The following is a 19,673-nucleotide window of genomic DNA, read 5'->3' as shown; positions in this document are numbered from 1 at the left end:
ACAAACAGAATATAAATTTATGGACGATTTAACTCTGCGTTATTACGACGCTGAAATGCGCTATCTGCTGGAAGCCGGGGAGGAGTTCGCCCGCGCTCACCCTGAACGTGCCGCAATGCTAAACCTCGATAAAGCCGGTGCGCGGGACCCGTATGTGGAGCGGCTATTTGAGGGATTTGCCTTTCTTATGGGGCGGCTGCGCGAGAAGCTTGACGACGATATTCCCGAGCTGACGGAGGGGCTGGTCAGCCTGCTGTGGCCACACTACCTACGCACCATTCCTTCTATGTCGATCGTGGAGTTCACGCCTGACTGGCGGGAAATGAAAGAGAAGATGCGTATCGAAAAGGGCTTTGAGGTTCTTTCCCGGCCCATCGGCGAGAAGAATACCCGCTGCCGCTATAGCACCACGCAGGAGATAAACCTCCAGCCGCTGTCGCTGGAAAACGCTAATCTGACGACCGACTCAGAGGGGCGGTCGGTGATTAACATGCGCTTTCAGTGCAGCAGCCTTGCGGACTGGGGCCGCATCGATCTTAGCTGCCTGCCGTTGTATTTCAACGCCGATGCGCCGCTGGCATGCGCGATGCACGAAACTTTTACTTTGAATGTTGAACGCATGTGGATACGTCTGGCTGGAGAAGCAGAACGTCGGCCTCTTGCGGGATATTTCACGGCTTCAGGTTTTGACGAGGAGAGCGGCTTATGGCCAAAAGGAAGTGCCAGCTTTAGCGGCTACCAGCTGCTGCTGGAGTATTTTACCTTTCGTGAAAAATTCATGTTCGCCGGTCTTCATGGACTGGATAGCATTGATTTTCCTCCTCAATTACCCTGGTTTGAAATTGAGGTCGTGCTTTCTGAGCGCTGGGAGCATGATTTTAGTTTCACCGAGAAGCATTTAAGGCTGAACTGCGTGCCGGTGGTTAACTTATTTCTGCTGGAATCGGACCCACTGACCATTAACGCTTTGCAAACGGAATATCTGCTGCGCCCAATGCGTGTTCAGGACGGGCACACCGAGATCTATTCGGTTGACTCGGTCCTGTCTTCGGGGAAAAACACCTATGTGCCGTTTTCTAGCTTCCGCCATAAGGGCGGGATGATGCGGCACGAAGCGCCCGAATATTATTACCATACTCGTGTACGCCGCGGCCCTTCGGGGCTGCACAACACCTGGATAATCCTCGGCGGCGAAGCATTTGATAACCATACCGTGCCGGCAGATGAAAGCCTGTCTTTAACGCTGACCGGCACTAACGGGCAACTCCCGCGCAGGGCGCTGCAAAGTACGGTGCTTGATAGCGTGATGAAAACCACCTCGGCAAGTATTGCCGTGCGTAATCTTTGCGCGCCAACTCTGCCCTGTTACCCGCCGGACAGAGATCGCTTTCACTGGCGTATTTTAAGCCACCTCGGCAGTAATTTTCTTTCTATGATGGATAACGCAGAGGTGCTGCGCGGCACGCTGGCTCTTTATGAATGGACGGACAGTGAAATGAACCGTCGCCGCCTCGAAGCGATTATCGATGTCAGCCACGGTGAAACGGAGCGCTTCGAACAGGGCCATTTGTTACGCGGCGTGCAAATAGAAGTGACCCTCGACAGCGGCGGTTTTGCCGGGCACGGCGATATCTGTTTGTTTGGTGAAATGCTGAGTCGATTTTTTGCCCTCTATACCGATATCTACCTGTTTAATCGCCTGATTATCATTCTGCAACCAACCGGAGAGCGCCTGGAATGGGAAGAGAAACACAACCGCCGCATTCCGGGTTAAGCCGTGACCTGGCAAAAGATATTTCGCGGATTAACTTTTATCGTTTTTGCCAGCTCATTGAGAAGCAGAACCCGGAGAATGCGCCTTTGGGGGGCGGTAGTCCGGCAAACGATCCGGTGCGATTCAGCCCCTGGCCGGGCATGGGCTTCCCGGCCGGTGAGCTAAGAGCGGTTGAATACGATGAGGATAATGCCGACAAGCCCCCGGTTATTCGTACCACGTTCATGGGGTTGTACGGCGTGGACTCCCCGCTGCCTACCGCTTACCTGGATGATATTACCCAACGCAGGGAAGGGCACGAGGCGCTCCAGGGTTTTCTTGATATTTTCAGCCACCGCATCCTTACGCAATTTTATCGCATCTGGCGGAAATACTCCTATCCGGCCACTTTTGAAAATGGCGGGACGGATGCTATTTCACAGTCGTTGTTGGGGCTGGTGGGGCTGGGGATCCCCGGGACGGCAAACCACATTGCCACGCCGGTATCCCGTTTTCTCGCGCTGCTTGGCGTACTGCGCCAGCCCGGTAAAACGCAGGAAGGGGTGCGGGCTCTGGTTCAGCTTCTGGCCCCGGAAACAACGGCTTGTGTTAGCCCTTATTCGCTGAGGCCGGTTGCCGTTGCACACCCTCTGGCATTCAGTGGCAAAGAGGACATTCTGCTGGACGGCAACGCCCCCCTCGGCGATGAGGTGATGGACGCCAGTAGCCAACTTCTTATTGAGCTGAAGACCGGATCTGCGGACGAGGCTCAAGGCTGGATGCCAGACGGGCAGCTATATCAGGACTTTATGGTGATGCTGCGCGTCTATCTGGGCTGGCGTTTTAAGGCGCGTATCACGCTGACGGCCGCGACGCATTTGTTAACCATACCGCCCCTGGGCGAAGCGCCTTTTTGGCCCGGAATGAACGGCGTTCTGGGGGGCGATGACGGCTGCCCGGAAGAGGAAGTGCCGGGAACGTTTACCACCGAGCTTGGCTACTACGGCGGCCTTAAACCGGCGACACTGCAAAAAGGAAATCGACGTGTTACCTACAAATTTGACTAAATCAATGCTGATGGCGCTGCTTGCCTGCGGTTTGTCCGGTTGTGGTCTTGGCCAGAGCGTTGCGGACGGGACTAAATCGGCATTTAGTTCAGTATTTTATAAGCAAATCAAAGTGCTGCATCTCGACTTTACCGCCCGTGAGGCGCTTAACACCGATCCAACTGAAATTCGCTCATTTTCCGAACCTATGGTGGTGCGTATTTACCAGCTAAAAGATCGCCAGGTATTTGATAAAGCGCTGTATCAGCAGTTATTGGCCGAGGGAGACAGCCTGCTGGACGGCGACCAGCTTGCGAGCCGCAGCCTGGTGATAAAACCGGGTGAGGATGCCTCGCTGGATATGCCGATGGAGGCTGAGGCTAAATTCGTTGCGGTGGTTGGGTTCTTCCGCCATCCCGATATGGAAAAAAATAACTGGAAGCTGGTGATGAGCCGCGAAGCGCTCGACCCGGATAAGGCCAGAGTTATTGAGGCAGGAAGCCATGGCCTGAAACTCCTCCCGCTTAAGGATGAATGATGCCCGATAATCATAATGGCCCTTCGCTGTATGAAATGCTGACCGGCAGCTACAGCGGCGGCCTTGAACTGCACAACGTGAGCGAAGAAAACCAGGTGGTGCTGTCGGTGCTGGATAATATGCAGCGCATCCTCAACGCGCGGGCTGGCACTCTGGCACATCTGCCGGATTACGGCTTGCCGGATATGACCAAAATCCTTCAGGGCATGCCGGGTACGGCTCATCAGCTGATGGCGACGCTGTCCGAAGTGCTGCTGAAATACGAGCCGAGGCTTAAGGCCATCAAGGTGGTGATGCTCGGGCAAAATATCCCCGGCGAACTCCGCTACGCCATAGACGCGGAGCTAAAAGGCATTGGGCTGGTGCGCTACGGCACCGAGTTTATGCCGGAGGGCAAGGTGATGCTCAGGCACCTTAAACAGCAAAACTATCTCGAAACCAGCCAGTTTATTTAATCCTCACTTTGTCATTTACAGTCGAAATGGATATCACTATGTCCCAGGCATACGAACGCCAACTCAAAACCGGGGGCGACCCCCGAACAATGCCGGATTACGCAGCGCTGCGCGATGAACTCGGCAAGCTTTCCCACCCGGCGCGGCCCGATGTTAACTGGGCCTATGTTGAACGCCTGGCGCTTAATTTATTTGACTCTAACGGCGTCGATCTTCAGACGGCGGCCTGGTTCACTCTGGCAAGAACCCAGCTTGCGGGGGTTTACGGTTTTAACGAAGGGCTGGCGATAGTGGATGCCCTGGTTCGCTACCAGTGGTCGGCCATGTGGCCCGCTTCGGTACACGCCAGAATTGAGATTATCAGCGGCCTGAGTAAAAGGCTTCAGCAGGTGTTCCGCACGCTGAGTCTCCAGCGCGTGGATCTTGCGGCGCTCTACAGAAGTGAAAGGTTACTGGCGGCTATAGGCGAGGTATTGCAGCGCCTCGAATTGCGTAATGCGGCAGGGATTGAGGCGCTGCGCCAGATGCTGCAAAACGACATTACCCGGCTTGAAAACAGCGATGCGGCAGCACCCGAGGAACATCAGCCTCAGGCCGTGGTTTTGCCGATCCATGCGGTCAATTCAGAAGCGAGTGAAGGCGCTCCGCGCTGGGTTTATGTGGTACACGACAGGCCAGAAGTAGAAGTTGAGATTAAAACCGAAGCCCCACGCCGTATTACGCCGCTTAAAGCCTTTGTTTGCGGCCTCGCGGTTTCGGCGGCCCTTGCGGGACTGGGTGGCGTAGCCATTCCTGCTCTGCTTAATCATCCGGCGGAAAATGCTTTGATGGCCTCGGTTGCAGAATTACCGGCAACTCTGCCAGCGGCAGAGGTCGAAACACTGCACCGTGAATCCCCGGGCTGGCTGCATCAGAACGTGGCCTATGGCAGCCAATTGCAGTCGCGCCTTGAAGAGCTTGGCAGGCTCCCTCCGTACTGGCCGCTGCTGCACGGGGAGCGGCTGGTGGAGCAAACCTGGCAGCTTTACCCTGGTTCGGAAATGGCGAAAAACGCCGCAGGAAAATGGCGGGCGATAATGGTCGCCAATGCGCTACCGGCATCCGGCGCGGCAGGCTGGCGTCACGGCGTGGCCGAACTGCAAATGCTCCAGCAGCGCCTGAACCAGCTGGATGAGAAGAAGGGAAAATACCTGACCGTTAGCGAGCTAAAAACCGTGGTGTTTTCTGTTTCAAAATCGCTGAATGACGAAGTGCCTGCCGAAGAGCTGGTTCGCCGGTTACAGGATTTGCCCGCCGATGAGCCCGTACCGCAGGCGCTACAAGGCCAGCTGGAGAGCAGGCTACGCCAGCTGCTTAACAGCTATATGCTTATTAAAATGCGGCATGAGGATGAGCAAAGTGGCGGTTAAGGGCGACCAGAAATCTCTCTTTTTGGCCGCAGGGACTGGACTAACTGAATGTGATCTTTATCATGTCGTGGTCAATACAGAATAAGAGAATGTGCTATGCAACATATCATTGAAGGTTTTCTGAGCTTCCAGAAAGAAGTTTTTCCGCAACGCAAAGAACTCTTCCGCAGCCTGGCTTCCAGCCAAAATCCTAAAGCGCTTTTTATTTCCTGTTCCGACAGCCGCCTGGTGCCAGAGCTGGTGACTCAGCAGGATCCGGGGCAGCTTTTCGTTATCCGTAACGCAGGCAATATCGTTCCTTCCTTCGGCCCTGAGCCGGGCGGCGTGTCGGCGACGATTGAGTACGCGGTGGTTGCGCTTGGCGTGACTGATATCGTTATCTGCGGCCACTCTAACTGCGGAGCCATGAAGGCCATCGCCTCGTGCCAGTGTCTTGACCCGATGCCGGCCGTGGCGCACTGGCTGCACTATTCAGACGCGGCGAAAGCGGTAGTTGAAAAGAAAACCTGGAATAACGAAACCGACAAAGTTAACGCCATGGTGGAAGAGAACGTTATTGCCCAGTTGAATAACATTAAAACCCACCCATCGGTTGCGGTTGGCCTGCGTAACGGCGGCCTGCGTCTTCACGGCTGGGTTTATGACATCGAAAGCGGTGAAATTCGCACGCTGGACAGAAACAGCAAGACCTATATTTCCCTGGCCGATAACCCGGAAGTGTACTTCGAATAAATAAACGCCGGTCACATCGCATCGACTGATAAATCCACGCCCCGGCGTGGATTTTTTACATTTGGGGATAAATAAAAACACCTGAAGGGGGATTGTGGAGATTTTGGGGATTTACCATTCCTCTACGGTAAACCGGGACAGGGCGGGCATATAATCGACAGATAACGGGCTAAAGGTTACGTCCGGCCACGGGAGTGGAGGGTTAAGATGAAAAAACAACTTTATGTTTTAGCGATGTCTGCGCTGATGGTTGTGCCGCAGCTGGCGTTGGCCCGCCCGGGACCGTGGTGGGGGCACGGGCCAGGGTTCTATCGCGGGCCTCACTACTTTTACCCGGGGCCACGCCTGACTGTTCTGCCCGGTCTTGCAACCGCGATTATCGTCGGCGGGCTGACTTACTACGTCGTCAACGGTATTTATTATCAGCGGCAGGGGGCGGAGTACGTTCGGGTTGAAACCCCATCCAGCCCAGGGGCCGGCATCAGCGTCCTGGATTATAACGGCAAGCGATACTACGTGCGTAACGGGAGCTATTTCCAGAAAGATATCAACGGTAATTACTTCGAAGTGCCCCGCCCCGCAGGGCTTTAGCCGGTAGCCATTCACCTGGTATGAGTGTTCACCGCGGCAGTTGTACAGATTCCCGCGGTGAACCTCTCCACGCCTTTCCATACATCTTGCTTATCCTTCGGCTTGCAGCCATCACCGTTTTGTATTGGCACATGTAAGCATCAATTTGGTTACATAAAATCTACAATCAGCTTCTCACTTTCACCTTTTCACAGGTGTTTACTCGCGAGAGTGGTTGTATATACATGATTGGTCATGTGATGTTTACCCGATATGGCGCCGTTTAATCAGGTTTTAGCGAGGTAGTTATGTCTTCCCTTTCATCTACAGAAGAGCAGTCTAAGAGCGCGGCCCGGCTTACGGAATCCCGTTCCATCGATTATATCCCCGACGGCGAACGTCACGGGCACCCCTTCAGCCAGTTTACGCTGTGGTTCGGTGGCAACCTGCAAATCACCGCCATTGTGACCGGCGCGCTTGCGGTTGTGCTGGGCGGAGACGTGGTCTGGTCATTAACAGGATTATTGGTCGGGCAAATCATTGGCGCGGTAGTGATGTCGTTCCACGCGTTACAGGGGCCGCGGCTGGGATTACCGCAGATGATAATTACCCGCGCGCAGTTTGGCGTATACGGAGCGGTCATTCCGTTGGTGCTGGTTTGCATTATGTATATCGGCTTTTCGGCGAGCGGCACCGTGCTGGCGGGGCAGGCTATGGCGCGGTTGCTGTCGATAAGCGACGTTAGCGGGATGATCTTATTCAGCGCCATTATTGTTGTTATTGCCGTGCTGGGATATCGCGTTATTCACAAGCTGGGCAAGGTGGCGAGCATGGTCGGCGTGCTGGCATTCGCCTGGCTGTTTGCCTCGCTGTTGTTGAATACCGACCTCAGCGTGATTATGCAAAACAACCATTTCTCTCTACCGATGTTTTTACTGGCGGTGTCGCTTTCATCGTCCTGGCAAATAGCTTTTTGCCCGTACGTCTCCGACTATTCGCGCTACCTGCCGCGCGGCGTTTCAGGCCCGAAGGTGTTCTTTTCTGTCTTTAGCGGGACGGTGTTAGGCACCCAGGCCTCAATGTCTCTTGGGGTGATTACCGCCGCCATCGCGGGCAGCGCTTTCTCGGGCCACGAGGTGAGCTACATTGTCGGGTTGGGGAAAACCGAAACCATGGCGATGGTCATCTATTTTGCCATCTGCTTCGGCAAAATTACCTTTACCACGCTCAATGCCTACGGCAGCTTTATGTCGCTGACGACAATCGTTTCCGGGTTCCGCAAGCAGGTTACGCTGAGCCAAAAAAATCGTGTTCTGTTTGTGGTGCTGATGGTGGCGGCCTCCTGCGTTATTGCATTGCTTAGCGAACCGGCTTTCCTCAAACACTTTACGCATTTTCTGCTGTTTCTACTGGCATTCTTTGTACCCTGGAGCGCGATTGGCCTAACCGATTACTACCTGATTTCAGCCCGCGCCGTAGATATTCCTGCGCTTTTCGATGCCGATAAACGCTACGGGCGCTGGAATCTATTTGGCATCGGCGTGTACGTTTTCGGCGTCCTTATTCAGCTGCCTTTTATTGAAAACCCTTTATTCCATGGATCGTTAACGTGGATTTTCGACGGTAACGACGTTTCCTGGATTATCGGCTGGTTTGGGACGGCTATTCTGTATTACGGCCTTCATCGACTGGATAAACGGGTGTTGCCAAAAACAACCCTCTATCCTGAACATTCTGACCAATAATCTGGTTATAGAATTAAACCGAATCCACGCCTTTGCGTGGATTTTTTTCATTTGAAGGTTGTGACACCTTCGGACCATTTAATGTTTACCGATCGGCAACAGAGCGTTTAGCAGATAAGGATTTATAGAGCTGGAATTTTAACCTATCGTCTGTCCACCCAGTTAAACCAGAGTATTGATATACTGATGGAAAAAACACTCACAACGCCTCTGGTGGTGTTGATCGTTTGCCTGTCCGTTGGCGGGTTAATATCTACCGATATTTTCTTGCCTGCGCTCGGAAGCATGAGCCATTACTATAAGGTTACCGAGGCACAAATACAGAATGCTATCGCAATATTTTTATTTGCCGTCTCTTTTTCTCAACTGATATATGGCCCATTAAGCGACAGTCTCGGAAGGAAGAAGGTACTCATCGTCGGGGGCATTATTTGGCTGATTTCAACGATAGCCGTAATCTACACCACCAGTATTAACCAGCTATTGGTTTTACGCCTCTTTCAGGGTATAGGCTCCTGCGCCGGGATAACTATTAGCCGGGCATTGATAAATGACATGATGGATAAAAAGTCTGCCGCGCAATTGTATCTGGTGATTTTTCCTTTTGTCGGCATGTCGCCGGCGATTGCACCTATGATAGGTGGCGTACTGACGCAGTATTTTGGCTGGCATGCATGTTTTATTTTCTTAACCTTATTTATCTTGCTGACGCTCGGGCTCTGTTTTACGTCATTAAAAGAGACTTTGCCGCCGGAAAAAAGACACAGGCTGAGTTTGTCCGCATCACTTATTAATACCTGCAATGTTTTACTGAATAAAAAATTTCTCTATTACGCGGCCATTCCCTGTTTTGCCTATGCGGCTTACTTTGCCTACATCGTAGAGTCACCGTTTATGCTGGGTAAACTGGGACTCTCACCCGTGTACGTGGGTTATACCTACGTGCTGCTTTCGGTGAGCTATGTGGCGGGTAACCTGACGGCCAAAAAAATATCCCGCAAGGAAGGCGTTGAGGCAACTCTGCGTAAGGGATATATCGTTTTTGTTTTCGGGGGGATTATATTTGCATTACAGATGTTTATCAGTCCGCTGCCTTTGGTTTCCAGCGTGATTGCTATTTCTGTTCTTACTTTTGGCAACGGTTTCTTACTGCCGTTGGGCACGGCGTCCGCTATTGCTGCCCACTCACGGGCGTCCGGCACGGCGTCCGGCGTGATGGGGGCGCTACAGCTTGGTAGCGCCGCATTGTCAGCCTTTCTTATCGGCAAAGTCTCAGCGCATAACCCTGAAGTGACGGCGCTTATTATCGCCGCCGTAGCGGTAATTGGGTTTGTGATTTATTTGCTCGGCCAGGCACGGCTGGTTAATTTTATGGAAAATAAAGAGAGTGAAATAAAGTGATAAATAATATTGATGTAACTTTGCGCGACGGCGGCTATCAGAACGGTTTTTGTTTTCCCTCTGACTATGCAGCAAAACATGCTCAGATGCTGACCGAAAGCGGCGTTGAATGGATTGAGGTTGGCTATCGCAATGGATCTTTTAAACCAATCCCAAATATTGGCATGACCGGCCTGTCTCCGGACAGCTATATACATTTTATTCACGCCGCTGCCCCCAATGTTAAAATGGTGGTGATTGCTCACCCGCATAATATTACGACCGAAGATATTAAAGAAATGAAAGCGAGTGGCTTAAGTATGCTTCGCCTTTGTATTAAAGCAGATAAACCACAACGTGCTATTGAATTATGTAAGTTTGCCAAATCAGTTGGCCTGAAGGTCAGCATTAATTTAGTGCGCGTAAGCCAGGTAAGTACCGATACGATGATTGAGATTGCGCATCTTTACCAGGATGTCGGGGCGGATATTTTTTACCTTGCCGATTCAAACGGTAGTTTACTGCCGGAGCAGGTGTCGCACATGGTGTGTCTTATAAGGCTCAAGACTCATCTGGACGTTGGCTTTCATGCCCATGATAATCTTGGCCTGGCCGTGGCTAATTCAATCGAGGCGGTTAGGTCAGGCGCCACATTCATTGATAGCTCGCTGACCGGGATGGGTAAAGGCGCAGGGAATTTAGCCCTGGAAAGCTGGCTCGCATTGCTTAATTTTTATGAGCAGCAAGAGAAATACAACATCGGCGTAGTTTTAAACCAAATTAATATATTACAGTCCGGCGACTTCTTTAATGCTTCTAAGCGCACCGTGCTGGATATGATTATGGGGCTGTCAAACCTCAACGCTGATTACAGGGCAATAGTAGAAGCTACCCTTGGGCAGGATGTCCCTTCGGTTTTTAAAGAAATTAAAAAGCTTACGGCGGAGAAAGTGGCATGAGTAAAATGGACGTCGTTATTATGGCGCCGGTAATGCCGCTTTGGGACGATGGCATGTTTTGTAAACCGTTGCTTTCGCTGCTGTCGAATAAAGGCTTTAAGGTATCGCTTGTGGATACGTTATCACTGATCCACTCCGCTGACCCAAAAGAAACTATTGAATCGGTCCATCATGAGCTTATTGCCAGAGCGGGTTCACCTTTCCTGCTGGTGGGTTTTGCAATGGCAGGGACACTGGTGCAGATATTATCGCCAAGAATGGATTGCCTGACCGGCGTTATTTCTATCAGCGCGCCGGGCTTCTCTGATTACCTATTAAATGAACGCGTCGGTTATTTGGTGTCGTTGCTGAGCAAAGGGTATCTGGATGAGGCCGTCGAGGCGCTGAATCAGTTTGTGGTACCCAAGGGGCAAACGTCTTTGCACGCTGTAAATACTATCCCCGAGTCGCAGCGGAAAGTGGCGATAGAAAGAATGCTGCGCGGGTTTTCTTTATTGCGCAGGTTAGATGCCAGGCCCGCAATGGCAAAGTTCAGCGGAAAATACCTCGGCATTGTTGGGGAAAAATCACAGCTGGCGACCTGGGGTAACCAGACCCACAGCGGTAACCCAAATCACCGCTATGAGCGTATACCGGGGGCGGGCATGCGGCCATGGAATGATAATGCCTCCGCCATCAATCTGCTGGTTAACGAATGGATTGAAGAACTATGAAAAAGGTACTGGTTCTACCTGGCGATGGTATCGGTCAGGAAGTTTGCGAGGCGGCGCTGCCGGTGATTAGCGCGTTAAATTTGCCAATAATGCTCTCGTGGGGAGAGATAGGCTGGGAGTGCTGGAAAGCTGAAGGAGACCCTGTTCCGGCCCGAACGTGGGACGAGATAAAGCAGGTGGACGCCATACTGCTGGGGGCGGTTACCAGCAAAGGTAAATCCGAAGCCGAGCGCGCTCTGCCTTCACACCTTCAGGGCGAGAATATTGCTTATTTGTCGCCCGTTATCCAGCTTCGGCAAAGGCTGGGCCTGTTCGCCAATATCCGGCCGGTTAAATATATTGAAGGCGACCGGCGTCCTTTCCGCTGCTGCGTTATTCGTGAAAACACCGAGGGGCTTTATGCCGGGTTGGATTTTAAAGGTGTTGGCGCGGAGGTTTCCGGCTGGCTAAAACATCCAAACATCGATCAATATGGCCCGGAAGAGGCAGCGTGGACGGTGCGCCTGCAAACTCGTTTTGGGCTTGAGCGCCTGTTTTATACGGCTTTTGATTATGCCCGTCAGCACCATTTTAGCCGCGTAACCTTTGCCGATAAGCCCAACGTTATGCGCGAAAGCGGCCAGTTCGCCGCAGAGGTCTTCTACGAGGTTGCGGCGCAGTTTTCAGATATCGCGGCGGATATCCAGAACGTTGATGCCGTAGCGCTGCGGCTGGTACTCAAGCCTGATGAATACGGCGTTATTGTTGCCGAGAATATGTTTGGCGATATTTTATCCGACCTGGTGGCGGGTATTATGGGCGGTCTGGGACTGGCTCCAAGCGCCAACGTCGGGAGCCATATTCCCTATTTTGAACCTGTGCACGGCAGCGCGCCGGGCATGGCCGGGAAGGGCAAAGCGAACCCTTCCGCGATGTTTTACAGCATCGCCCTGATGCTGGAGTATCTGGGATTTAACCGTCAGGCAGAGGCGATTAATCGTGCCGTTGACCGGGTTATTCGGGAAGGCAAAATAACCACCTATGATCTGGGGGGCGCGGCGACCACGCAGCAAATGGCCAACGCTATAATCCGCGCCATTATTGCACCTGCGGTAATGCGCACGGCCAGCGTGATAACCATCGGCGACGAGCTGCTGTCGGGGCAGTATCAAAACAGCAATCAGCAGCATCTGAGCCAGCAACTGGCGAAGGCCAATTATCAGGTCAGGTTGCAGGCGGTCTGCGCGGACAATATCCGGCAAATCAGCGGTGAGATTAACGCCTGCTGCGGGCAGGATGAGCTAATTGTGGTGTGCGGAGGGCTGGGGCCAACTTCGGACGATAAGACCCGCGAGGCGGTAGCGCACGCCGCTAATCAGCCGCTTATTCACCACGAGAATGTCTGGGTAACCATCCAGCAACAGCTGCGTCAGCTTGGAGTGCAGGATGATAAATCGAACCGCCAGCAGGCTTTATTCCCTTCGGGCGCCCGCATTCTCGCTAACCCTTCCGGTACTGCTCCTGGATTCTATATTGCCTGTGGAGGTAGCCAGGTTGTTGTGTTGCCGGGGCCGCCGTCTCAGGCGCTCCCGATGATGGACGGTTTTTTATCGCTCACGGAGAAGCGTGAGGCGGGCAAGAACAAGTACGACTGGATGTTGATTGGTATCTCAGAGGGCGAAGTGGGGTCGAAGGTCAGGGAGTTGCTGCCGTTTACCGAATGGGATATCCATTTTTTGTGGAAAAGCCCGTATGTGCTGGTGCAAATAGAAACGCCGCCGTCTCAGCCCATGCCGCAGGCGATGCTCAATACGCTGGATGAAATCTTCGATGCGCAACTGGTCAGTAAAAATAATAAAACAGCCGTTAACCTGCTGAATGATATTTGCGATATCCGCTGGACTACGCCGGACGCCGCCCTTTCAGTTTTGCTCCTGAATGAGAGAGATACGGCCGGAGGCAAGCCGCTGCTTGCTGCCGAAATCAACGTTAACCCGACGCTGGCAAGCGTTGTCACCGGCGATAACCTGTTGGGGAAAATGAAGATGTCGGTGCGCCTTGAAAGCGGAATGATACAAACGGCTACCTTCCCGTATAACAAAACCTTACTGCCGCAAAGTATCCCGGAATATGCCGCATGGTGCGTTCTGAATGCTTTGGCCGCAGATAATGGATAAGCGCATGATGAACAAAACTCTGACTAATATTCGCCGGCGCCTGTTGGCGCTGGATACGGCGGCGGTATCGGATGCGCTGGACAGCATTTATATCGCCGGGGGAATTCCGGGCATTAAACCGCAGGTTGCGGGGCGTAAAATTGCGGGGCCGGCTTTCACTGTTCAGTATGAAGCTTATGAGCCGGAAAAAAACACCTTTATGAACGCCGGAACCTACATTGACGAGGTGCCGGAGGGGGCGATTATCGTCGTTGATAATCAGGGGCGGGAGGATTGCACCAGCTGGGGCAACATCCTGACGACCAAAGCGTTGCAGAAAAAAATAGCAGGCACGGTAATTCACGGTTCGGCAAGGGACATCGCCGATATCCGCAATATGAATTATCCGCTGTTTGCGGCCAATATTTTTATGGTTTCCGGGAAAAATCGGGCGCGCGTCAGGGCAGTACAGTGCGGCCTGGAGATTAGCGGCGTGAAAATAGAGCCGGGCGACTGGATTATGGGCGACGATAACGGGGTAGTAGCGATACCGCGCGACAGGCTGATGGAAGTCGTCTTACTTGCCGAAAATGTTGAAAAAACCGAGCATCAAATCCTCGGCAGTATTAACGAAGGCACAAGGCTTGAAGATGCCCGCCGCACGCTGGGATACGCGGCACCATGGGGGCTAAAAGGATGACCCACCCTTTTTTTGCCCGCTGGTCACAACGGCTGCGCTTTCTGGACGTACATTACCATGCCAGCCCGGACAGCTACCTGCGGCGCTACACCGCGCTTGAGGCCGGGCAGCGCTATGCCGAACTAAAGGGCGGCGTGGTGCTGAAAAGCCATCTGGGCAGCGTATCGGCTCTGGCCGCCGGGCTGCAACAGCAGGGATTGCCGGTCTTTGGCTCAATCGTTCTCAATGCTCTGGCAGGCGGGTTCAGCCTTGAGGCGATAAAACAGGCGCTAAGCCAGTATCAGTTCGACGCGGCGCCCCGGCTGCTGGTTCACCTGCCGACCATTGTTAGCAGCGAGCACCGGAGCGCGTTAACCCGGACGTTTGCTAATAAATATGCTCGTGAAAATGCGCAACAGCCGTTATCTATTACTGACGACGATGGACGGATCCGCCCCGAGGTGGAAGCGATTATAGCGTTCGCCCGGCATCACAATATCGTGCTTTCTTCGGGGCATGCGGGCAAAGGGCAGACTTTGCGGCTTATTGAGGCCGTGGAAAAAGCGGGCGGCTGCCGGTTAATGCTGAATCAGCCGGCTAATCCTATGACCGGATTTTCCGCCCCCGAGCTTAAGGCGCTTGGGCGTTACAGCTGGCTTTATATCGAGCAATGCGCGCTCACGGTTTACCTTAAATATCAAACCGAAGAAGATATGTATGACGTGCTGTCGGGTGTGAATAATGTGGTTTACAGCTCCGATCTCGGCCAGCCGCACCAGCCGGGTATCAGCCACTGGCTGGCCGACAGCGAAACCTGGTTTCGTCGGGCCGGGCTGGGAGTGGATAAAGTTGACGCGGTCAGGCGGCTTAATCCTCTCAGGATGCTGGACCCGCAACCGTCGCCAGATTAAGCGTGCGGATGAAATCGATAAATGCCTGCTCTTTTGGCGAAGGTTTGGGATTGACGTGCACCACATACATCGGGAGCGGGGGCGGCATAAACTCGCCAAGTATGGAAATTATCTCGCCTGAATTAATTCCGTCCCTCACGGTAAAGTCGGGCAGGTACGAAATGCCGAGGCCATTTTTCACCATTTGGTAGAGATCCAGGCTGTTGCTCACTCTCGAGGTGCTGGCGGGGCGAACCTCCGTTAACTCTCCGTCAATCATAAACTTCCACGAGCGGCGGTGATTATCGAAGTGGAACAGGCAGGTGTGGCTTAGCAGCTCATCAGGGTGGCCGGGCAGGCCGCAGCGCCGTACATAATCGGGCGTGACGCAGGCGTGCTTTCGCCAGTAGCCGAGTAGAGAATAGTAAAGATTGCTGTCCGGCAGAGGGCCACATTGTAAGGCCAGGTCGAAACCGTGGCTGAACAGTTCCATGCAGTGATTGCCGGTTACCGTCTCCAGCCGGAGTCTGGGGTACAGTTCGAAAAACTGGCGGAGGTTAGGGATAACGTGCAGGTGATTGATGGAGTGGGGAATACCCACCTTCAGGCAGCCGCTGACTTCCGCATTAAAGCTTTTCACGTCCCGCAGGCAGGATTCGTAGTCATCAATAATGGATACGCAGCGCTGATATAACTGTTCTCCGGCAGTCGTCAGCAGCACTTTGCGCGAATTACGCTTAAAAAGCTGCGTTTTTAACTCATGCTCCAGCTTCTCAATACGGCGGCTGACCATAGCAGGGGAGATTTTCATGGCCAGAGCCGCAGCCCTGAACCCCTTACACTCCACCACCATTCTGAACGCTTTCATGTTTTCCATCACGGCCCAACCCTCCAGTTAATCCATAACTTTAGTGGCGTTAATGTATCGCATTTACTCTTATGACATGCTGATTATATTCATCGGGCAGTCGTCATAAGTGAAATCTGATTTATTTAGCACTGAAAATGGCTCTTCTGAAGCCGGTTATTTTAGCCAGCAGTAAGCAGACTGCCCCATTAACTTGTCAATCAAATTTTAGGCTTCGATGGCATAAATACAGTCTATTCATCATTAAAACTTCACAATAACTTAAACCACTCAAGAAAAAGGAGTAACATGAGCCGCTATTTTCAGCCTGTATGCAATGTCAGGCATTCACATGCAAGTTAATAAACTTAGAACCCACTTTCTTTGATAACGATGAAAAAAAGACTTCTGCTTCCGCTGTTATTCATTCCCTGCGTGTCGTATGCCGCAGCGACGGTAACGTTTAACTCTATTACCTCAGATCCTATCACTAACGGATTTGTATTAATTAACCTGGCCCTGACGGTATTTTTCACATTTATGCGTTTCGACAGGTTTGCCATTGTTCACGGCCCAGAGATACTCACTACTGTCGGTATTCTCGGTTGTTTTGCAGGCATTGCAACTTCGTTACTGCATTTTGACTCGGCTAACGTGGCAGAAAGCGTGCCTCATCTGCTTGAAGGCGTGAAGACGGCTTTTCTTGCTTCGTTAAGTGGTGTTGGTGGTTCACTTGTTATTCGTGCAAGACACTATTTCCAGAAAAAGCCCATTCCTCAGGCTTCTGGTACGCCCAAGGCGGCAAGTCTGGATGATGTTGTTGCTGCCACTTATGCGCTCCAGCAAAGCCTTGCCGGTAACGAGGACAGTAGTCTTCTGACACAGCTCAAACTCATGCGCCAGGAACAGGCAGATGAATTACGTGCATTGCGCAGTGCCTTTGATACTTTTTCTCAGAAAATGGCTGAGGACGGCTCTAAGGCACTTATTGATGCCTTGAAAGAGGTGCTCAGCGATTTTAATGCGCAAATAAATGAGCAGTTTGGAGAGAACTTCAAACACCTGAACGCAAGTGTGGAAAAACTGGTCATCTGGCAGAAACAATATAAAGAAGAGTTGGACACTTTGCAGAGTTTGCAAAAGTCCTCAGCTGACGATCTCAAAGAGGCTTCACTGGGACTTGCTTCGTTTATCGGCCAGGCATCCAGTTTTGCCCGGACCGCGGACGCGCTGGAAAACACGCTTGAGGGCCTGGCCCGGCAGCATGAGGATATCGATCTGTCTCAGCGCTCTATGTGTGAAGTGTTGTCGCAAATGAAAGATGTCACGCCACAGTTCTCACACAAAATTGATGAAATGACAGTATCAATGGCCCTGGGGGTAGCAAAACTACAGGGTGAGGTCGGTGATATTGTGAAAGATTTTAGTACTCAGGCACAAACTTTCTCCGGGGAAATAAAACAGTTTTTGACGGAGACGCTCACTAAGTCGCAGTCGGAAGTTAATGCCGGGCTCACCCAGTCAGTGGACAAAATCCACCAGAGTGTCGTCGCTCTGGATACGGGGTTGCAGGAGGAACTTACAAAGAGTCTCGAAACCCTTGGCCGACAGCTTGCATCACTTTCCGAGAAATTCGTCGCTGATTACACCCCTTTGACCGAACGCCTGAGAGAAGTTGTGCGGATCGCTTCTGCGACGTGAGAATAATATGAATTTAGAACAGAGCAACCAATCTTACTGGATACCTCTTGCAGACCTTATGACGGGGTTAATGATGGTATTCATGCTACTGACTGCTGCATTTATGCTTCGTGTAGAGCAGACAACGACGCTGGTTGTAAAAGAGTATGAAATTACGAAACGTGATTTGCAGTTGGCTCTGCAAAAAGAGTTCGCGAAAGATCTGAAGCAATGGAATGCAGAAATATTGGGCGATATGACTATCCGTTTTAACGACCCATCCGTTCTTTTTGCCACCGGTTCGTCAGAATTACGTCCTCGGTTCAAGGTAGTGCTTGGTGAGTTTTTCCCCCGTTATATCGCTCTGCTGACCTCAGAAAAATACAGGGGTGCCGTTAAGGAAATACGCATAGAAGGGCATACCAGCGCCTTCTGGAGTGGGGCTGAAAATGAAAAACAAGCTTATTTCAGAAATATGGAGCTTTCCCAGGCAAGGACCCGCAGCACGCTGGAATATCTAATGTCATTGCCAAAGGTGCTGGGCGATGAAAAATGGCTTGTTCAGCATGTGACAGCGAATGGATTGTCATCCTCTCATCCACTTTTAAATGAATCATCGCAGGCGGCAAACCAGCGCGTGGAGTTTCGCATCGTCACGAATGCCAGCGAGAAGATGGATCTTATTGCGGGGAAGTTATCTAAAAAATGAGCTTTAAGTTACCAGATTTTCTCACCTGGCCATCACTGGACATTTTACGGCATAAAATGGGAGCCCCGCTTACGGATAACTTTGTGTTGGTTCCCGTATATTCTGAAATATCCATCATGGAGCAGTTGAATACCGGTGGAGTCGAAATTGATCTTGATGAGATTAGTGTCCATGAAGATGGAACATTGCTCTACAGGGGTTATCGGGGGTTGCTCCATATCCGGGATATCTCTTCTATTTCGGGTGAAGCCAGGATGCCAAAATTTCATCTGGCCTATTGCCAGACTCTTGAAAAAATGCAGAAAAACTCGCGCTTTGACCGATACGTTGTTGCACAAACGACTTCAGGTGAGTTTAAAGTCAACATGATTGACCGTGAAGTGGTGTCTCAAACCGTAAGATTAAATGTGTGTCAGCACTGTCTCGATAAGATTCGCTGGAAGGGTTTCAGTATGTCCGGTATATCACGGTTGGAACGGCAGAATCGAGTTGAGGGCTTTTCACTGCCTGAGTTTTTTGAGGTATACCCTCGCGACTTGATCGGGAAAAAACCTTTATATACTTCAACGTCTGCACCCCTTAATGATTATTCACAAAACTGGGCTGAATTGTCGAAGGCGCTCAGACATAAACGTGGGTATCAATGTGAATCGTGTAGGGAATCTTTCAATCAAGCGGATTCTCGATATCTCCATGTGCACCATCGCAATGGTTTGAAGCATGATAACAGAGACTCGAATCTTGAAGTGCTTTGTATTGCCTGTCATGCAAAACAGCCTCAACATGGGCATATTAAGGCTCATCCTGATTACAAGGTATTTATGACGCGTTATCCGCATTGAGAACGTTTGAGACAAAGCGTAGTCACCTCCTGGCGCAGGTGGCCATTTTCTAAAGCAAAGGAAATATATGACAAAATATACTGATGCTGCGATAAAAACGGTGATGCGCTGCCAGGGCAGTCTAACACCTGATATTAAAGCAGAATGGCGCGAAGTGATTAAAGAGTTACAGGCGTACGACGAGGTATGTCCACGCTGCGCTTTTATTGGGCTTTGCGAGGAAGGAATGGTTAAGGGTATTAAGCCTGGGCGTTATGGTTTACGAAAAAACAATAAAAATAAAGCTTACGCTATTGCTGCGGCTAATATGATCTTATCAGGACAAGCTTCAGACAAAAAAGTTATATGGCGGAAGATAACTGAAACCGAAATTCAGGCGCATGATCAGGTCAATATCGTCATTGCGCTCCACAATAATGGCCTGCTGCAAGATGTGCCAAAAACTGACCTTTGAGCGACTCGGTTATGACAAATGGGGATGAAATCTGTAAGTTTTCTGTCAGAAAAAACATCCACTTTGGAATGTTTCTGACATATTGATGATGTGCTCTGTGGGGATAGCTACGTGTAAGTTCCGGGTCGTTGACCACC

General features: G+C 51.5%; 19 protein-coding genes. 18 read left to right on the top strand and 1 reads right to left on the bottom strand.

Annotated features, from left to right (window positions below):
• Positions 1 to 19: 19 nt before the first annotated feature.
• The 14 genes from tssF (at position 20) to HMPREF0201_RS11305 (ending at position 15,025) form a co-directional block, all read left to right on the top strand.
• Entirely contained in the window at positions 20 to 1,774 is a 1,755-nt protein-coding gene (gene tssF, locus HMPREF0201_RS11370) for a type VI secretion system baseplate subunit TssF (RefSeq protein WP_016536803.1), read from the top strand.
• Positions 1,738 to 2,820 carry a type VI secretion system baseplate subunit TssG gene (gene tssG / locus HMPREF0201_RS11365; RefSeq protein ID WP_016536802.1) on the top strand — a complete coding sequence of 361 codons (1,083 nt, stop codon included), beginning with the start codon at positions 1,738 to 1,740 and terminating at the stop codon, positions 2,818 to 2,820. Before tssF ends, tssG begins: the two co-directional genes overlap by 37 nt.
• Positions 2,798 to 3,337, top strand: coding sequence for a type VI secretion system lipoprotein TssJ (tssJ, locus tag HMPREF0201_RS11360; RefSeq protein ID WP_039898305.1), 540 nt, complete (start codon positions 2,798 to 2,800; stop codon positions 3,335 to 3,337). Before tssG ends, tssJ begins: the two co-directional genes overlap by 23 nt.
• On the top strand, positions 3,337 to 3,792 hold the full coding sequence (tssE, locus tag HMPREF0201_RS11355) for a type VI secretion system baseplate subunit TssE (RefSeq protein ID WP_039898304.1): 456 nt from the start codon (positions 3,337 to 3,339) through the stop codon (positions 3,790 to 3,792). Before tssJ ends, tssE begins: the two co-directional genes overlap by 1 nt.
• Before the next feature lie 38 nt (positions 3,793 to 3,830).
• Complete coding sequence (locus HMPREF0201_RS11350) at positions 3,831 to 5,201, top strand: VasL domain-containing protein (protein ID WP_039898302.1); 1,371 nt, start codon at positions 3,831 to 3,833, stop codon at positions 5,199 to 5,201.
• Positions 5,202 to 5,297: 96 nt separating this feature from the next.
• Positions 5,298 to 5,933, top strand: coding sequence for a carbonic anhydrase (locus HMPREF0201_RS11345; RefSeq protein WP_016536798.1), 636 nt, complete (start codon positions 5,298 to 5,300; stop codon positions 5,931 to 5,933).
• Positions 5,934 to 6,140: 207 nt separating this feature from the next.
• The gene (locus HMPREF0201_RS11340) at positions 6,141 to 6,524 is read left to right on the top strand and encodes a DUF6515 family protein (protein WP_016536797.1); all 384 of its coding nucleotides are present in this window, start codon (positions 6,141 to 6,143) and stop codon (positions 6,522 to 6,524) included.
• Positions 6,525 to 6,811: 287 nt separating this feature from the next.
• Entirely contained in the window at positions 6,812 to 8,248 is a 1,437-nt protein-coding gene (locus HMPREF0201_RS11335) for a purine-cytosine permease family protein (protein ID WP_016536796.1), read from the top strand.
• A gap of 186 nt (positions 8,249 to 8,434) precedes the next feature.
• Complete coding sequence (locus tag HMPREF0201_RS11330) at positions 8,435 to 9,649, top strand: multidrug effflux MFS transporter (protein WP_016536795.1); 1,215 nt, start codon at positions 8,435 to 8,437, stop codon at positions 9,647 to 9,649.
• The gene (locus tag HMPREF0201_RS11325) at positions 9,646 to 10,587 is read left to right on the top strand and encodes a beta/alpha barrel domain-containing protein (protein ID WP_016536794.1); all 942 of its coding nucleotides are present in this window, start codon (positions 9,646 to 9,648) and stop codon (positions 10,585 to 10,587) included. The genes HMPREF0201_RS11330 and HMPREF0201_RS11325 overlap by 4 nt, the downstream gene beginning before the upstream one ends.
• Entirely contained in the window at positions 10,584 to 11,300 is a 717-nt protein-coding gene (locus HMPREF0201_RS11320) for an alpha/beta fold hydrolase (RefSeq protein WP_016536793.1), read from the top strand. The genes HMPREF0201_RS11325 and HMPREF0201_RS11320 overlap by 4 nt, the downstream gene beginning before the upstream one ends.
• Positions 11,297 to 13,456 (top strand): isocitrate/isopropylmalate family dehydrogenase, encoded by a 2,160-nt coding sequence (locus tag HMPREF0201_RS11315; protein ID WP_016536792.1) that lies wholly within the window; start codon positions 11,297 to 11,299, stop codon positions 13,454 to 13,456. The genes HMPREF0201_RS11320 and HMPREF0201_RS11315 overlap by 4 nt, the downstream gene beginning before the upstream one ends.
• A gap of 4 nt (positions 13,457 to 13,460) precedes the next feature.
• A complete protein-coding gene (locus tag HMPREF0201_RS11310) occupies positions 13,461 to 14,135 on the top strand; it encodes an RraA family protein (protein ID WP_039898299.1) in 675 nt (224 codons plus the stop codon).
• Positions 14,132 to 15,025, top strand: coding sequence for a DUF6282 family protein (locus tag HMPREF0201_RS11305; RefSeq protein ID WP_055696363.1), 894 nt, complete (start codon positions 14,132 to 14,134; stop codon positions 15,023 to 15,025). Before HMPREF0201_RS11310 ends, HMPREF0201_RS11305 begins: the two co-directional genes overlap by 4 nt.
• Here the strand turns inward: HMPREF0201_RS11305 and HMPREF0201_RS11300 are convergent.
• Positions 14,991 to 15,881 (bottom strand): LysR family transcriptional regulator, encoded by an 891-nt coding sequence (locus HMPREF0201_RS11300; RefSeq protein ID WP_016536789.1) that lies wholly within the window; start codon positions 15,879 to 15,881, stop codon positions 14,991 to 14,993. The two genes, HMPREF0201_RS11305 and HMPREF0201_RS11300, sit on opposite strands and share 35 nt — an antisense overlap.
• Positions 15,882 to 16,244: 363 nt before the next feature.
• On the opposite strand from HMPREF0201_RS11300, the gene HMPREF0201_RS11295 reads away from it, so the two are divergent.
• The 4 genes from HMPREF0201_RS11295 (at position 16,245) to HMPREF0201_RS11280 (ending at position 19,536) form a co-directional block, all read left to right on the top strand.
• The gene (locus HMPREF0201_RS11295; RefSeq protein WP_016536788.1) at positions 16,245 to 17,552 is read left to right on the top strand and encodes a BAR domain-containing protein; all 1,308 of its coding nucleotides are present in this window, start codon (positions 16,245 to 16,247) and stop codon (positions 17,550 to 17,552) included.
• A gap of 7 nt (positions 17,553 to 17,559) precedes the next feature.
• A complete protein-coding gene (locus tag HMPREF0201_RS11290; protein WP_016536787.1) occupies positions 17,560 to 18,240 on the top strand; it encodes an OmpA/MotB family protein in 681 nt (226 codons plus the stop codon).
• Positions 18,237 to 19,082 carry an HNH endonuclease gene (locus HMPREF0201_RS11285; protein ID WP_016536786.1) on the top strand — a complete coding sequence of 282 codons (846 nt, stop codon included), beginning with the start codon at positions 18,237 to 18,239 and terminating at the stop codon, positions 19,080 to 19,082. The genes HMPREF0201_RS11290 and HMPREF0201_RS11285 overlap by 4 nt, the downstream gene beginning before the upstream one ends.
• A gap of 67 nt (positions 19,083 to 19,149) precedes the next feature.
• Positions 19,150 to 19,536, top strand: a complete 387-nt coding sequence (locus tag HMPREF0201_RS11280; RefSeq protein ID WP_016536785.1) for a DUF6979 family protein — start codon at positions 19,150 to 19,152, stop codon at positions 19,534 to 19,536.
• Positions 19,537 to 19,673 lie beyond the last annotated feature (137 nt).

The organism is Cedecea davisae DSM 4568, from assembly GCF_000412335.2.
GTDB classification, from domain to species: Bacteria; Pseudomonadota; Gammaproteobacteria; order Enterobacterales; family Enterobacteriaceae; genus Cedecea; species Cedecea davisae.
Note: the sequence above shows the minus strand (reverse complement) of the source record. Positions and strands in the feature narration are given on the sequence as shown.